Origin of the sequence: Aquiflexum sp., from assembly GCF_041751335.1 — a bacterium.
Lineage (GTDB): Bacteria > Bacteroidota > Bacteroidia > Cytophagales > Cyclobacteriaceae > Aquiflexum.
The window spans coordinates 1-16,114 of the sequence record NZ_JBGSXS010000021.1; the positions used below are offsets into that span (position 1 = coordinate 1).

11 protein-coding genes are annotated in these 16,114 nt (G+C 37.2%); 3 read left to right on the forward strand and 8 right to left on the reverse strand.

Annotated features, from left to right (window positions below):
• The 3 genes from ACEW8U_RS01005 to holA all read right to left on the reverse strand — a co-directional run.
• Positions 1-1,317: TonB-dependent receptor (locus ACEW8U_RS01005; protein ID WP_373520168.1), on the reverse strand; the 1,317-nt coding region annotated here is incomplete at its 3' end.
• Between the two features lie 15 nt (positions 1,318-1,332).
• Positions 1,333-4,320 carry a tetratricopeptide repeat protein gene (locus ACEW8U_RS01010; RefSeq protein ID WP_373520169.1) on the reverse strand — a complete coding sequence of 996 codons (2,988 nt, stop codon included), beginning with the start codon at positions 4,318-4,320 and terminating at the stop codon, positions 1,333-1,335.
• 17 nt (positions 4,321-4,337) lie between these two features.
• A complete protein-coding gene (gene holA, locus ACEW8U_RS01015; protein WP_373520170.1) occupies positions 4,338-5,360 on the reverse strand; it encodes a DNA polymerase III subunit delta in 1,023 nt (340 codons plus the stop codon).
• Between the two features lie 130 nt (positions 5,361-5,490).
• Here holA and ACEW8U_RS01020 point away from each other — a divergent pair, with 130 nt between their 5' ends.
• Positions 5,491-6,213, forward strand: coding sequence for a tetratricopeptide repeat protein (locus ACEW8U_RS01020; RefSeq protein WP_373520171.1), 723 nt, complete (start codon positions 5,491-5,493; stop codon positions 6,211-6,213).
• On the opposite strand, the gene ACEW8U_RS01025 is transcribed toward ACEW8U_RS01020, so the two are convergent.
• Together ACEW8U_RS01025 and ACEW8U_RS01030 are read right to left on the reverse strand one after the other, a co-directional pair.
• Positions 6,210-7,052: a universal stress protein gene (locus ACEW8U_RS01025; protein WP_373520172.1), complete on the reverse strand. Its 843-nt coding sequence runs from the start codon at positions 7,050-7,052 to the stop codon at positions 6,210-6,212. The genes ACEW8U_RS01020 and ACEW8U_RS01025 overlap by 4 nt on opposite strands.
• Positions 7,053-7,063: 11 nt before the next feature.
• Positions 7,064-7,984 carry a 2-hydroxyacid dehydrogenase gene (locus ACEW8U_RS01030; protein WP_373520173.1) on the reverse strand — a complete coding sequence of 307 codons (921 nt, stop codon included), beginning with the start codon at positions 7,982-7,984 and terminating at the stop codon, positions 7,064-7,066.
• Positions 7,985-8,187: 203 nt separating this feature from the next.
• Between ACEW8U_RS01030 and ACEW8U_RS01035 the strand changes: the two genes are divergently transcribed.
• Together ACEW8U_RS01035 and serA are read left to right on the forward strand one after the other, a co-directional pair.
• Positions 8,188-9,039 (forward strand): DUF2911 domain-containing protein, encoded by an 852-nt coding sequence (locus ACEW8U_RS01035; RefSeq protein ID WP_373520174.1) that lies wholly within the window; start codon positions 8,188-8,190, stop codon positions 9,037-9,039.
• A 320-nt stretch (positions 9,040-9,359) separates the two neighbouring features.
• Positions 9,360-11,252, forward strand: a complete 1,893-nt coding sequence (gene serA, locus ACEW8U_RS01040; RefSeq protein ID WP_373520175.1) for a phosphoglycerate dehydrogenase — start codon at positions 9,360-9,362, stop codon at positions 11,250-11,252.
• Positions 11,253-11,844: 592 nt separating this feature from the next.
• Here serA and ACEW8U_RS01045 read toward each other — a convergent pair.
• The 3 genes from ACEW8U_RS01045 to ACEW8U_RS01055 form a co-directional block, all read right to left on the reverse strand.
• Positions 11,845-12,300, reverse strand: coding sequence for an RES family NAD+ phosphorylase (locus ACEW8U_RS01045; protein WP_373520176.1), 456 nt, complete (start codon positions 12,298-12,300; stop codon positions 11,845-11,847).
• A gap of 9 nt (positions 12,301-12,309) precedes the next feature.
• The gene (locus ACEW8U_RS01050) at positions 12,310-12,795 is read right to left on the reverse strand and encodes an antitoxin Xre/MbcA/ParS toxin-binding domain-containing protein (RefSeq protein ID WP_373520177.1); all 486 of its coding nucleotides are present in this window, start codon (positions 12,793-12,795) and stop codon (positions 12,310-12,312) included.
• 591 nt (positions 12,796-13,386) lie between these two features.
• On the reverse strand, positions 13,387-16,114 hold a 2,728-nt coding region (locus ACEW8U_RS01055), incomplete at its 5' end, for a TonB-dependent receptor family protein (protein WP_373520178.1).

The following is a 16,114-nucleotide window of genomic DNA, read 5'->3' on the forward strand; positions in this document are numbered from 1 at the left end:
GTTTTCGTATACCCATCCTAGTTTTACGGTATAATTCAACAATGTTGTGTTTTCATCATAAAGCATATTAAACCTCAAACTATCAGTAAGGCTATTGGCAAAGAAATGCATGTTTCTATATCTTCCAACATTGAAACCGGCCTCATAAGTAAATTCATCCAATAATTTGCCTCTTACTCCCGCTCCTGTTTTAAAGTTCTGGATGGTATTGAGCAACTGATCACTTGGTCCCAAAAAGGGATTTTCCATTACAAAATCATAGTAAGTATTTCTGATTACATCCCCTTCAAAACCTGCATAAACCCCAAATTCATCCTGAATCATGTACTGTCCATTGAGAACAGGGAAAATATGGAAGTCTGAATTTTTATTGAGCGTAATGTCATTTTCAAAAACGAGATTAACTCCTGCTTTTACAAGAAGGTTTTCCTTTTGGTATCTCACATAGGGATTGATTTTGAAATAATTTCTTTTGATATCGGAATAAAACTCATCTCTTGGACTTGTTAGGGACAATTCCATGTTTATAGCAGTTTTGAGGTAATCCTCAAACCAAAAATCAGTATTTCCTTTGAAAGCAATTTCATTCTCCGAAGCCGTATAATTGTCCCCAAAACCTCTGATACTCAACATGCCATTATAATTAATGCCATCCATTTTTTCTATGTTCTGGATACCTGCTGTAAGTTTAAATGTGTTGAGAATATTTTGGCTAGGCACAAAGACTTCAAAGATAGGATTCATGGGGTCATAGCCATAGAAATTCAATTTATGCCTGTCATATTTTAATCCTCCATATAATTGAAATACATCTTTAAAAATGGCACCATCTACAGCAACATTTGTAAAGGTTTCGCCGGAGTTTCTACCATCCACCGGACCCGTGTAAAAACCCTGATGCCTTACCTTTGCGGAAAAATCATAATCAGCATCTTCCCAACTTGTATATCTTGCTTCCAATAGTGGTGAACTATAATTACCTAATCCAACTCTTACAAATCCCGGGAAAAGTTCTTCATCTTTTTTGGGAAAATTTTTCTGCGCAACTTCTGTTTTTAAATCCAATGGAGGTAAAGAAAGAAAAAATGGTCTCACCGCATAATCAAAGTTCGTGGTGCTTTTGGGAGTAGGCAGGGCTGGTACCCTTTCAAATTTTCTCGGCTGCGTGGGCAAAGTCAAAACCCTGTCTTTCCTAATGACAAACTCCTGGTCTTTTACCTCACCTGTCTGTTGGCCAAAAGCTTTTTCAGTAAAAATCCCTGACAGAATCATACTGAAGAGAACAAATATAAATGGAAAACGAATATTTATTTTCATGGATTTCTTTTCTCTTTATTTGATAGTAGCCAACTTTTCCCTTGCCATTTTTTTAATTTCCGAATTCGTGGAGCCTTCCAAGATGGATTCCAAAGTAGCTTTTGCTTGAAAATCCTCTCCTAACTTGATATAATTGTCCGCCAACAATATGAAAGACCTTCCATACCAATAATCGTGGTTAGAAAAAGGTGCCACAAAATCAAAGATCGCATTGTTGGATTGGGTATAGTCAGGTTTTTTGGAATAGCTTTCTGCCAAAAGAAACAAACCCTCAGCACCATGGACAGTTTTATATTCATTGACCAAATCCATCAAAGTTTCATCCGCCGACCTGCTGTCACCTTTCATCCTGTATGCTTTTGCTTTAAGCAACATGGCTTCGGGAATTGCATCCTGTGTCACACTACCCAAGGAAATAACCCTGTCAGCAAAGAAAATTACGGAATCATAAGATTGGATGTGATAATAAGCTCTCATCAAGCCATTGTTTGATTCAAATTCTTCAATTTTATTCCGTGCACTATTACTTGATTCCCTTAGAAATGGTATAGCATTGCTATAATTATTGTTTTCCAATTCTATAATGGCAATGCGTTGAACTGCCCTTAACCTTTGGGGTGAATTTTTATCCCTTTCAATCCTATAAAAGTATTCTAGGGCCAACACCATATTATCTAATTTATAATAGGAATCGCCTATGAAATAATTGGCTTCAGCCATATTGGCTGATTGAGGATAATTCTTTAAATAACCCTCAAATGCTTTAATAGCCTGAGCAAAAGACCCTCCAAAAAACAGGTTTTTAGCTGCCTCATATTCAAGATTCTGCAAACTTTTATTGTCCGGGTTGGCATTTTTATAACGGCTGAGATACTGTGAAAATTCACCTGTTCGGCCCTGTAACGTCAAAGCCTCCTGTAGCCCGACCAAAGCAGCTTCTGCATTGGAAGAATTTGGATGGTTTTCCAAAATTCTTTTGTACTCATTGATGGTTTGATCGTAATTCTGCATTGAAAAATTGGCGACGGCGCTTCCCTCAAGAGCAAAAGGTACAAAGGGGCTATTTGGTCTGCTGCTGATCAATCTGGCAAAACCATTCCTTGCTTCACCGTACCTCATTTCTTCCATATTGATCTGGGATTTCTGAAATAAGGCATCTTCAAAATACAATGAATTGGGGTGGTTGTTAAGGAGCTTGTCCAATTGGGAAATGGCTTCATTATTTCGGTTCTGAAAATTAAAGACAACCCCTGACCTGAAATAAGCATAATCAATGTAGTTGCTATTTTCCTGTATAGCCTTTTGGAATATATTCTGGGCATCAGAAAATCTTTTCTGAACATAATAAATATCCCCCAATCTAATTACAGCCTCATCATAGTTGCTAGAATCATCTTTTTTACCAACCCTGTCGATATAATATTTAAACTGGGTTTCTGCTTTTGCATATTGTTGGGTATTGAATAAAGCATATCCAAGACCATAGTATGATTTTTGAAGATAAGGATCTGCAGGTCTTGGTTTCAAAGCCTGCAATGCTTCATAAGATCGGATGGCCTGGGGCAGATTATCTTGAGAAGCAAAGTTTTCTCCTTTCCAAAAATGTGTCTGAACTACAATGTCCCTGTCTTCTGGGACTTTTAAAGATTTATCAAAATAAGTAGTAGCCAAATCATGTTTTTTGTCCCGGTAATACACTAAGCCTTGGTAGAATGTGATTTTCTGATAGGCCGCATTGATCCTTGTGGATCTTTTAGGCATTTTCTCAATGTGGTCTATTGCCCTCAAGTAATTACTAGTATTAATCAAGGCATCTGTCAGTAATTCATCAGCCTCTTTGGCATAAGGTCCATTAGGATAATTAGTTAGGTAAGTGTCCAAAGCATTTACTGCGTCCTGAAAACTTCCCCTTTCAAGATTTACCTTCGCATAGTTTACCAAGGCTTCTTCTTTGATTTTAGGATCTATGTCGCTTTTGTAAGCAGCATTAAAACTATTGGAGGCAAACTGAGGATTGTTGAGCTTCAGATAAGAATGTCCGAGATAATAGCTAGAAACCTGACCGATCTGATCATCATTTACGGCTGTGACCTTAAAGTAATCCGTTGCCCTTTGGTAATTCTGGATTTCAAACTGAGAAACCCCTGCCTTGTAAATCTGAGACTTATCTAAATCTCTTTTTCTTGAATTTACAAATGCATCATAATTGACGGCTGCCTGCTGAAAATTCCTTTTTTCGAAATAAGCTTCCGCAAGGTAAAGGTGGATTTCTCCTTTTCTATCCAATGTCTTTCTAGATTGGATGACAGATTCACCATAAGTGATCAATTCATCAAAATATCCTTGTTTATAATAAATCCCTGAAAGCATATAAGGAACCCTTTGACTATAAAACGGAGTTTTGTCAGCTTCTTTGAAATCAGCAATGGCTTGATCAAACTGTCCATTTTCCATGGATATGTATCCGGCATAATAATAGGCATCCGGACTATATTCCGCTCTTAACGGTTTCACTTGATTGAAATACCCCAAAGCATTTTTATAATCTTTAAGCTGGAAAAAGGAATATCCCGTCTTGAAAAGCACTTCTGATGTTTGCTTTGGAGATATCTTTCCTGTATTTATTTTTTGAAATGCTGGAATTGCCTCTCTGTAATTTCTTTTATCAAAAAAGTGGTTTCCCAAAATAAAAGCCGCTTCATTTACTTTGGGGCTGTTGGGATAATTCCTAATAAAATAATAAATGAGATCAGAGGCACCTGGATTATCGATTTTCAATGCAGAAACAGCATGGTGGAAATCAACCAAAACAATTTGGTTTTCCTCCATGGGCACTCCTTTCAGGTTTTCAAATTCAAATCTCGTCGCACTGAACATCTGCTTTTGAAAAAGCTCAAAGTTTTCATCCAAAACTATCTGGTTTCCGGATTGATACAATCCAGATTGTGAATATCCTGTCAGGATGGTGCTCAGACTCAAAAGCAATATAAAGCTTTTCTTCATGGGTAAATGCTGCAAATTTAATGCATGATTTTAAATACAAGTTCTCTCAGGATTTTCCTTTCGTCCACTCCGGTGGTTTCAACTCCTTTAGAACGTAAATCAGCTTCTTTTATGTATGAAATATTGTCAATAACCTTGCCTAAGCGGTAATTATTTGCCGCTAATTTGTATTCCTTGATAAAATATGGATGAACTCCGGCCATTTTTGCCAATTCGGATTCACCTTTTTGCTTATTGTAATGGAGGATAGCTATTTTACTGAAAAAGCTGTAAATAAGTGCAATAATTGGTATCAGAGGATGGCTTTTGGGATTAAGTGAAAAGTAATGGACAATCTTATTTGCCTTTACCACATCTTTCACTCCTATAGCCTTAGTAAGTTCAAATGTGTTGTACTCTTTATTGATACCAATATACTTTTGGATATGGTCTTTAGTAATAGCCGTTTTTTCACTGAAATTCAACAATAGTTTTCCTACTTCATTTCCAATAACTTCAAGGTTATTTCCAATACTTTCAGCCAGAAAAACTGCTGTTTGATTATTGATGGAATGTCCTTTTGATGCTATATAAGATTCTATCCAAGGAGGAAGTAAATGATCCTTGATTTTTTCGGACTTGACAAAAACCACATTCCTTTCAAGTTCCTTGCTGAGAGCTTTCCTTCCATCAAGGGTTTTGTATTTATGCGCAAAAACCAGAATTGTGCTTGGAAGCGGATTCTTCAGGTAATTGATCAACTGCTGGTCATGCTCCTCTTTACCCAAATTCAAGATATTCTGAGCCTCTTTAACAATCACGACCTGACGGTCAGCCATCATTGGAAATCTTCTGGCATTATTCAAAACATCAGTAATGGAGACATCTTTACCATACATGATGATTTGGTTAAAACCCTTTTCATGTTCCCTTAAAGCATAGTTTTCTATAAAATCTGATATCTCGTCAATAAAAAAAGCCTCTTCACCTTGTAAAAAATAAATCGGAGCATATTTTCCTGACCTAAGGTCTTTGAGTACATCTTCTGCTTTTGTAGCCATAGTTGAGGTTTTCGGTTCAAATATAGAAAGAATTCAGTTCTTCAAAAGATGCACTTGTAATATGGATAAAGTAATTTTAAACTTTATCCTCCCATATTTTGTAATTACAGAGAACTAATCAATCACAGAAGTGGAAAATTTTGAAAAGGGTGTCATCTTCTTCAAGGAGGGGAAATTTAAGCAGGCATTAGAAGAAATCAATAAATCTATCAACTTGGATAATACAAACCTGGAATTCTATTTTTTCAGAGCTAGAGTATATTCTCGATTGGGAGAATTTAAATCTTCACTGGAGGATTTTGACTTATTGATTTCACGCGATCAGTATAATCCAACTTATATCAATGATCGGGCAGTAATTCTTCATTTGCTCAAAAGAAATAATGAGGCAATGGTAGAATTCGACAGAGCTATTAATCTAGAACCAAAGAACCCTTACAGATTTGCAAGTAGAGCATATTTTAAAGACCGGATTGGTGATCTGAAGGGCTCTATTGAAGATTATGAAAAGGCCATTGATCTTGATCCTGAGGATGCTGTATCTTTCAACAACAAAGGTTTGGTTGAGGAAAAGCTTGGATATATCCAAAAATCCAAATCCAGCTTTAAAAAAGCAGATGATCTGATAGGCTATGAACCTAGTCATCCCTCAAAGGATGAAAATTACAATTTAGGAATTTCTGAAAAAGAGAACTACAGCTCCTTTAATTTAAATATAGGTTCTGAACCAAATCGTCGTTCAATTGTCTCTGGATATTTTAATGTGATTTCCAAATTGTTTTCAGATAAAAGTACAAGAATTGAGTTTTGGGAGTTTCTAAAGTCAAAATTTAGTTTCAACAAAACCACTTAAGATTTTTTGATAACTAACAAGGGTTTATTGATAAAATAAGACATTTTTCTGGATAGGTTACTTGAAAAAATCTGGTCAAACCAGGTCTTCTTTTTACTAAGGGTTACAAGCATGTCACCTTTTGAAATGATAAGGTAATTTTCGAGTCCCAAACCAGGTTCATCCCGATAAGATTTCAAAATAAAATTTACTTTGTCGTATTTAATAAAAGGTTTGATTTCTTGGACCATCGTAATGTGAAGGGATTTATCAATGGCCTTTATTTTAGTACTCACATGAACTATATCAATTTCACTTTCCCAGAATTTGGCCATTTCAACTACTTTTTGAATGGCAATTTTGTCCTCCTCTAAATAATCGGTGGCAAATACAAACTTTCTTGGCACTTTGAAAAATACTTTTCGGGGTACCACGAGTAAGTCTATCTCTGATTTTTCAACCAATTTACTTGCCCTGGTTCCAATAAAATTTTGCTTAAAGTCATTTACCCCTTCTGTTCCGACCACAAGTAATTCAGCCCTTAGATTTTCTGCATATTCAAGAATAGTGCTGACTGTCTTCCCTTCTTTATACTCACCCTGACAGGATTTAAGTCCTTTTGGAATACTCTCTTGGGAAACTATTTCTACCAAATTGTCCAGTTTCTTTTGAATAAATGAATATTGATCTCCTGAATGAAATTCATTGGCTGAAAGTTTTTGATAGTCTTCTTTGTCAGGAACATGGAAAAGATATAAATCGGCTTTGTACATTTCACCCAATTTTGCGGCATATTCTACTGCATTTAAAGAACATTCCGAGAAATCGGTGGGGCAAACAATCTTAAAAGTAGTGCTCATAGGGTTACTTGTTAATATCCAAGATTTGGGTCTATAGAATTGATTAATGGTTGACGTTTTTTCAACCGGTGATAATTTTCAATAATTTGAGGTGCAGCAGCGTCAGGATTGGTCACACTTGCAATATGGGGAGTAATCATTATTCCTTTTGTATGCCAAAATGGATGTTCCTTAGGTAATGGTTCTTGTCTGAAAACATCCAAAAGTGCTCCTGACAAATATCCTTTTTCAATTGCAATCAAAAGATCCTCTTCTACCAAATGCTTGCCTCTTGCCACATTGATCAAATAGCTGCCCTTTGTACAGGACTTGAAAAAATCAATGTTCAGAAAGTTTTCTGTATCCTTTGTCAATGGCAGCATACAGACTATCACGTTGACCTGATCTAAAAATTTCTGTAATTGATCGCCGTAATAATATGGATATGGCAAATCAGTCTTTGGCTTATTTCCATAACCAGAAACAGCAATATCCATAAATCTCAACTTTTTAACCACATCACCTCCCAATGCGCCAACACCCAACAAACCTACATGGATTTCAATCTCGGGATTGGTCATATCCCAAATCTGCTGCTTTTGATTTTCTTGATATCTAACGATCTGTCTGTGAAAATTCAAAATACCCATCAGGGTGTAATTGGTCATCGAGAAAGTAAGTTTCTCATCCACAATTCTTACGATCGGAATATGAGCAGGAATTTCCCTGTCAGACAAAATATGATCAACACCGGCTCCCATGGAGCATATCAATTTCAGATTGGGAAATTGTCTTAGGATTCCTTTGGGGTGCTGCCACAACAAAACTGCCTCTACATCATCGTTGTCAATAATATCAGGATAAACTTGGATTTTGATAGAAGCGTCAAGACGCTGGAAATTATCTTTCCATTTAGAAACATCCCTTCCGGGTGAAATGATTGCAATCCCCATATTACGATTTCTTTTTAAAATTTTTCCGAAAATGACTTTCAAATCGCGGATTGAAAAAACATATTTTTTAAGAGGTCAATATTCATTATTATTATATTCTACTTTGGCCTCATAATTGAAGAATAATTACAATATCGGTTAAATATTAAAATATTACCTTTGCAGCAAACGCTACATATTCAACTAAATTAACATCCATAAAAATGAAAAGCAAATCCATATTATTGCAATTGATATTTATCAATCTGTTTTTTTTGGAAACAATGGCCCAACAGATCCAAATGCCCCAAGCTAGCCCTGCTGCTTCCATAAGTCAAAAAATTGGACTTACAGATGTCAGTATTGAATATAGCAGGCCAAGTATGCGTGGAAGAAAAATATTCGGAGAATTAGTTCAATTTGGGGAAGTCTGGAGAACAGGTGCCAATTCAGCCACCGTGATCACTTTTAATACTGATGTAATCATTGAAGGAAATAAAGTCCCTGCTGGCGAATATGCCTTGTATGCTATTCCAGAAAAGAATGAATGGACTATCATTTTATCCAAAAACACCAAACTATGGGGTGCGGTCGGATACAGTCAGGATGATGATTTTTTGAGATTCAAAGTAAAGCCTGGGAAAACAGGTCAAAAGTACGAAACCATGGAAATCAATTTTGTGGATATTTCAGATACAGGGACCACTGTGGCCATCAAATGGGAAAACACAAGAATCAAATTTAGAATTGAAACTGAAGTCGATAGCATTGTGATGGCACAAATCAAAGAGTTGGTGATCGACCAAGAACCAAATAACCCTGGATTATACTATCAAGCAGCCAATTATTATTTTACCAATGACAAAGATTTGGACAAAGCTTATGAATGGATTACAAAGTCTGTGGCCGAAGATGCTAAGTATTGGACCATGCACTTGAAAGCCAAAATCGAACTTGGTCTTGGAAAGAAAAAAGAAGCAATTGAAAGTGCGACAAAATCCATGCAGATGTCCAGTGAAGCCAAAAATCCTGATTATGTCGGATTAAACGAGAGGTTGATCAAGTCAATAAAATAAGTTGGCTTTGGAAAACATCCAATTAAATTTAGATTGTAATCCTTGAATTGAAATAATTAATTGAGTGGCTTCTAAGGGGCCACTTTTTTTTATTCTTATCATCCGGTTATTTGTCTCATTCAGTAATGAATGCAGAAATAAAATGATAGATCTAACCGGATTGATAGCTAATATTTTCTCACAAAATATGTTTAATATCATTCTCAATCGATTTCAAAAGAAAGGCGTGAAAAGATCAAAAGTATTTTCTTCAATAAAAGGCATTATTTTTTAATAATATTCTAATTTTGAAGCTTGATGGTAAAAACTTTATAACAGTAATGACCAAGAACAAGAAATTCATTATTGACTTTGACAGTACATTCACCCAAGTAGAAGCCTTAGATGTGTTAGGTGAAATCAGTTTGGACAAAGATCCGAAAAGAGCAGAAAAACTGAAGGCCATCAAGGATATTACAGACATGGGGATGGAAGGAACGCTCAATTTCCGGGAAAGCTTGGAAAGAAGGCTGAATATTCTTGAAGCAACCAAACCCCAGATCGGTGAATTGGTAGAAGCGCTCAAAAGCAAAGTTTCCAAATCATTTCAGAGAAATAAAGAGTTTTTTGAAGAAAACGCCGACAACATCATCATTATCTCCAATGGTTTCAAGGATTTTATCACACCAATAGTTGGTGAGTATGGAATTAAATCAGAAAATGTTTTCGCAAATGAATTTGTATATGATGAATCCGGAAAAATTGTAGATTTCAACAGAGAAAATATCCTCTCCAAAAACGGTGGGAAACCTCAGACCATTAAAAACTTGAATCTGGAAGGTGAAATTTATGTTATCGGAGATGGTTATACAGATTATGAGATCAAAGAATCCGGGATGGCGAATAAGTTTTATGCTTTCACTGAAAACGTAAGTAGACCAAAAGTTACCTCCAAAGCAGACCATATTGCACCTAGCCTGGATGAAATCCTATACGTCAACAAAATGAATAAAAAATTCTCATACCCAAAAAGCCGGATCAATGTATTGCTTCTTGAAAATGTTCATCCTATCGGGATTGATTTGATGAACCAAGAAGGATACAATGTAGAAGTCATCTCCTCTGCCCTATCTGAAGATGAATTGGTAGAAAAAATCAAAAACGTTTCAGTACTTGGCATCCGATCCAAAACCATCGTGACCAAAAAAGTATTGGAAAATGCCAACAGGCTGATCTCTATCGGTGCATTCTGTATCGGAACCAATCAGATTGATCTGGAAACCTGCACAGAAAAGGGGATCGCAGTATTCAATGCCCCTTTCAGCAATACCCGCTCCGTGGTAGAAATGGCCATAGCAGAAATCATATTTTTGATGAGAGGTTTCCATGACAAAAGCCATGCGATGCATCAGGGTAAGTGGGACAAGTCTGCAAGTGGAAGCTTTGAAATTAGGGGTAAAAAATTGGGCATTGTAGGTTATGGAAATATTGGTGCCCAACTTTCTGTCTTGGCCGAAAATATGGGACTTGATGTGTATTACTATGATGTCATTGAAAAATTGGCATTGGGAAATGCCACCAAAATGGACACTTTAGAAGATCTGCTTTCACATTGTGATGTGATTTCACTTCATGTAGATGGCAGAAAAGATAACAAAAACATCATTGACAAATCAAAAATAGCTAAGATGAAACCAGGTTCTTACTTGGTGAACCTAAGCAGAGGCCATGTGGTAGATATCAAGGCATTGAAAGATGCCTTGGAAACTGGTCATCTTGCAGGTGCCGCAATAGATGTTTTCCCTGAAGAACCAAAGAACAATTCAGAGCCTTTTGTATCTGAATTGATCGGTATGAAAAATACCATCCTATCTCCCCACATAGGTGGATCTACCCTGGAAGCTCAACAGAATATAGCAAGGTTTGTCCCGGGTAAAATCATGGAATATATCAATACCGGCAATACTTACAATTCTGTGAACTTCCCCAATATCCAATTGCCGTTTCTAAAAAATGCCCATAGGCTGATCCACGTCCACCAAAATGAACCAGGGGTCTTGGCAAAAATCAACAGGATACTCGCTGATTTTGAAATCAATATTGTAGGTCAATACCTCAAAACCAATGAGAAAATAGGCTATGTGATTTCTGATATCGATAAAGCCTATTCACCACAATTGATAGATGAGATGAAGGCAATTCCGGGGACTATTAGGTTTAGGGTTTTATATTGATATTGGTGGATATTGAATTGATATTGGTTTATATTGTTGGATATTTTATCCTCCATTGAAATAATGTAGAAATATTATTGAAATATTATTGAAATAAATTTCCAGATTTAAGGCGGTGAGAAGTTCACTGCCTTTTTTTATGGATTATTTTGAATTAAATATTTTGTAATTTTCTTGGGTTTGAACATCCCTCTATAAAAAAAGCCCTTCTCCTTCTAACTGGTATCTATCTACTGGCATTTCTTAACTTTATATATGGATTGGTACTGAGGATTTACTTCCATTTTGCCAATATCAACCTTGGACATCATTATGATTTTTTTGGTGATGTTACCAATATCTTGCATTTGGTCATGACAGTCGTTTTTTCACTTTTCGCATTCGGTGCCTATAAGGCATATAAATCTCCTACCACAAATCCAATTTTAAAATGGCTTGTATTTCTTCCTGTTGGCTTGATTATTTTATACATTCTGTGGGGTATTATGATAATCTTTTCATCAGGAGTAAAATGGAATTAGTTTAGCTTGGTTCAAGACTTAGTCTTGGACCCCCTCATTGCAGTCTTCAGACTGCCTGCGGAAAAAATAATCTACCTCACAATTCTTTCATCCAACTTTAAAGAATAAACCTTATTAGTGACAAGATGAAATTTTTCAGAAAGCGGATTCAAAACATAATTCAGGGAAGTCTGATCGACTACTGAAGGAACCCCAAAGCATAGCAATCCTTTTTGAAGTAAATTGGTCCCATATTCCTGGGAAGCAGACTTTGGAGGAATGGCATCCCAATCTTTTGGCAATTCACCCGGTTTGGGAACAAACACCAATTTGTCAGGGATATCAAATTCCATAATCGAGTACAAAACATACCTTTCTGAGGCAAATAATTCGGAATCAATGGTAAGCCTTTCAAGTAAAGATGATGAAACCGAGGAACCACCGTACAGCGCCGGTACACCGGGCAGATTCCACCTTCCCCCATACCGCTTTGCCCCTTCCCCACTTGTATCGCAGTATTGGGTCAGCGCAATCCTGTAAACTTTCATTGGCTTTTCTTAGATAGCAATACCGTGCTGTAGGCGCATGATTTCTGTCTTGAGAATATCAATGCCTTCCGAAACATCAATCAGCTCAATCGGCTTGCGGTTTCCCAAAGTAAAAAGTGGCCTATCCATCCATCTCCTAAATCCATCCCTTCCAAAATAACCCGTACCCAAGGCATACAACTCAGCGAGCTCGTACATTTTTTCGGATTGTACTACATCAAAAACATCTTTTCGCTGAAGGGTTTTGGCAGAAACAGCCAAAGCCGAAGCCAAGGTATTATTGTCAAGCCCGGTGACTTCCTTAAGGCTTTCAAAGGACTTTCTCTTGAGTCCGCTGCGGAATGTCTCTACACGATGGAGAGGTTCATTCAATTGATTCACTTCTACATCCAATATGTCATAAACAGACATTTTGGTCTTCCTGTAATAAGCCACTGCGGCCTCACTTACTATTGATGGATTTTCAGACATGGTATCATGAGGTAATTTGTCCACTAATATAACGTAATTTGTCCATAAATTAATATGGCTTCAAATATTTTTTAAACATATTTCAATATTTTGGCTTTCCATAGAAAATGCAATGTAGCATCATAAGGTTAAAACCATATTATTGTTAAAGAGATGGAAATTTACTGTTAGTTGCGAAAAATTTATGGAAGAGAATTAAATCGTCCATACCTACGGTACTTTTGGGGACATGGTATCAATATCATCCCGGCAATAAATTACCTGGCTATTTTTTCGGTCATGCCTACGGCATATTTTCTTGGCCATTGCAAATGTGGATGACACCTAATCACACTCTTAAGGTTCACTACTATGAATTAGACTTTGATGGATTATAAATGCCAATATGATTGCTTAAATAATTACCTAATTAAAGCTTCCGATACCCTGACTTCCCAAATTACGAGAACTCAGGATCCCGAAGCACTTCATTATTCTTTATTCGAAATTCCCCTTGTTCTTTACACATTGTCGACCTTCATCCCTCATCCTTCATTCCTTTTTCTAAAATCTTAAATCTAAAATCTACCCTCTACCTTCCTTACCTTCCTTCCTCCCTCATCCTTCATCCTTTTCTCACCCCCCAAACCTCATCATCCTTACCCCTCCTCCTCCCGGTCTGCCCATATTATTCATTGGATTCAATTTATTATTCAGCTTATAGGTAAAGCTTAACATGATAAACCTACCAAGGTTATTGGTCACTGTTTGTTCTATAAAATTCACATCTGCCCTTTGGGAAACGCCCATGTTTTGGTCCAAAAGATTCTGCCCGGACAATTTGATCTCACCCATATTGTTTTTCAGGACAAACCGGCTGAAATAAAGGTTCAACAAGGGAATGGTCTCATTAAAATCAGTCGTTTCACTACGATAAACCAAATAATTGAAATTCCCTCCTATCATGTATTTTTTGAGAAAATTGACATTCAACTCCGAATTGTAATTCTGATTGAAGAAAAGCTGATTTTGTTGGGGGTTAAAGTCGTAGGCTGTCCGCTGTCTGCTTAAATTGGCAGATAAACCAATATTAACAAATTCCTTCCAATTGTAATCATACCTTACATTTCCACCCAAGTTTGAGATTTTGATCACATCCTCAACTTCATTGATCAGATTCAGCCCGTGGCTGTACATCAGATTTGGGCCAAAGTTAAATCTGCTGTTTAATGGTTTAATGGGAAATCCGAAGTTGATATTTCCATTGGCCATAACACTTTCTTTTACATTGACAGGGATGATGGTCCGGATCTGTCTTTCATCAATGCTTTGGGAATTGACTATGGCATTTTGGGTATAATTGATATTGGCATTGGCAAAAAGACTGATAAATTTCCCCATATCGAAGCTATTGTAATTGATCATCCAATTATGGAGAAAGGCGGGTCTTAGCTCGGGATTTCCTACATAGATGTTCAATGGGTCTGCATTGTTGATGACCGGTTGGAGCTGTTCAATCGTTGGTTCGGTGACAGAAGTCATGTAATTGAATCCCAGATTTTTTGTGTTTGAAAAACTATAATTGAATCTTAGGCTCGGAAGCAAATTCTCAAAATGGGTTTTAATCAACTCATCATGAATCAGCAATTCCCCATTTAAACTTGTTGCTTGCAATGCCACACCGGCAACCATGTTGTATTTACCGGCATTGTAACTGATGTTTGCACCGGGACGGTGATAGGTGTACAGGCTGTTGAATCTATTGCTCAGTTGCTCGTAAAATACAAGGCTTTCCCCTTCCCAATCAAAAACCTGCCGGTCTACCCTGTTGTGGTTTTGTATGAAATTATAAGTTAATTCCAAATACTTTCTTCCTCCCAAAGGCTCTGTATACGATATGTTTGCGCCATAATTGAAGGCTGAATTCAACTGTGAGTTTTGTTGTCTGATCGTTTCCAATTCGGGATTGCTGCCAAAAAACTCATTTTCAGCATAAAGACTTCCCTCATAATCACTTTGATTGAACCCAAAATTCAAATTGGCAGACCATGTCCTGCCAGTCTTTAGAAACCTATGCCTGAACAAAAACTCAGAATTCATCTGGTAACTGTCCCCTGCATTTACATTGGTTCTTTCACCCCGATTGAGTTGATTTCCTTCCAAGTCTCTGTTGGCTGTAATGCTGTTCGAAACCCTATCTGTTTGTGTAAAATTCGCAGAGGTGGTTGAGCGGAAAGAATTCAGGGTATCAATTTTATGGTCGATGATCAGATTGAGCCTGTGGTTTGCATTAAGATTGTCCTGCTTGCTCAGCTCATTGAAATTGAAATCTCCGGATGGGAAAAAATTCAACCTGTCGGTATTCTGGGTTATCTGATGATCTATCATATTGAAAAAATAACTGCTCTTCATTTGGGTATTTTTGTTGAAATCCCTGTTCAGGTTTGTACCGAAAGCATGGCTGTTCATAATGCCGTTGGTCCTCTGTCCATTGTTCAAAGGAATGGGATTCCCCGCGCCGCCAATGACAACACGCACCTGACCCCCTCCTCCTGACATAAAATTCTGCATTCCCCCACTGAAATTGATATAATCATCAATGGAAAATCCCTGTTCATTGGTATTATTGGTCATTCCGAGAAATGAAAGTTGCTGTTTGTCAGTAAACTTGTTCACATTTCCTTTCAACACATACCTGTTATCAGTTCCCAATCCACCGTTCAAAGTTCCGAAATATCCTTTCTTGTGGCTTTCTTTCAATTGGAGGTTGATAGTCTTTTCACGCTGCCCATCATCAATGCCTGTAAATTGTGATTGGTCTGATTTTCTGTCCAAAATCTGTACTTTCTCAATCGCTTCTGCCAAGAGATTTCTTGAAGCAAGTTTGGGATCTGTTCCAAAAAACTCCTTGCCATCCACCAAAATCCTACGGACAGTTTCGCCTTGGGCTTTAATATTGCCATCAGTATCCACTTCCACTCCGGGAAGCCTTTTCAAAAGGTCTTCAACATTCGCATTGGGATTCGTCTTAAATGCATCAGCATGGAATTCAATGGTGTCTTTTTTGATGGTAACAGGGGCAATAGCTTCAATGGTAAACTCATCCAGATCTGCTGTGGCTTCCTTAAGCGTGACAGTCCCCAGGGAAAATGAATTTCCTTCAATGGGTCTTGTAATATTTTGTTGAAATGTTTTAAATCCAACAAATGACACCTGTATTAAAAGAGCTTCATCTCTAAGGTTTTTGATCTCAAATCCCCCGCTTGGGTTGGTTACCCCGAAAGTGACCAAGGTAGAATCTCCCGGATCTAAAAGTGTAATGGTTGCAGAAGACAACGCCTGCCCTTTTTCATCCTGAATCGAT